Below are 517 nucleotides of genomic sequence, written 5' to 3'. Positions count from 1 at the left end.
TATTGCAGATTTCAATGGCCGTTTTGGCAAGGAGCCACGCAATCCCAAGGACATGCATCGACCGCTGGCAGCGCATGAGAATATTGATGGTGCGCTGTGCCGGAAGGAAGTGCGAACGCTGTCACAAACACTGACACTACGCTATGATAAAGTGCTGTTCATCCTGGAACCGACCGAAGTTGCAAAGCGGCTTGCGCGGCAGAAGGTCATTGTCTGCGACTATCCCGACGGACGTCTGGAGATCATGGACGGTACGGACACCCTGCCCTATACAACATTCGACAAGCTTCGTTCCATTCATCGCTCACCTGTTGTCGAGAACAAACGGCTGGATGACATGCTGTCGATCGTCGCTGAGATGCAGGCGGGACGGGAACAGCAACGCAGCAAAAGCGGTCCGCGCCGTACCGGTCAGACCAACCATATGTTTGGTGTTCGCGACGGCAGTACCGCCAACGGCTATCAGAAGCGAGAGCGTAAATCGCGCACAGCTTACATGAACGACCCCGCCGTCATT

Annotated in this window: 1 pseudogene; it reads left to right on the top strand. The window is 55.1% G+C overall.

The features are described 5' to 3' along the window. A pseudogene (locus HBA93_RS18230) lies at positions 1-517 on the top strand (ISNCY family transposase); the annotation flags it as partial.

Origin of the sequence: Ochrobactrum sp. SFR4 (assembly GCF_019730395.1) — a bacterium.
Lineage (GTDB): Bacteria > Pseudomonadota > Alphaproteobacteria > Rhizobiales > Rhizobiaceae > Pseudochrobactrum.
The sequence above is the reverse complement of the archived record's forward strand: the minus strand, read 5'-3'. Positions and strand labels throughout refer to the sequence as shown.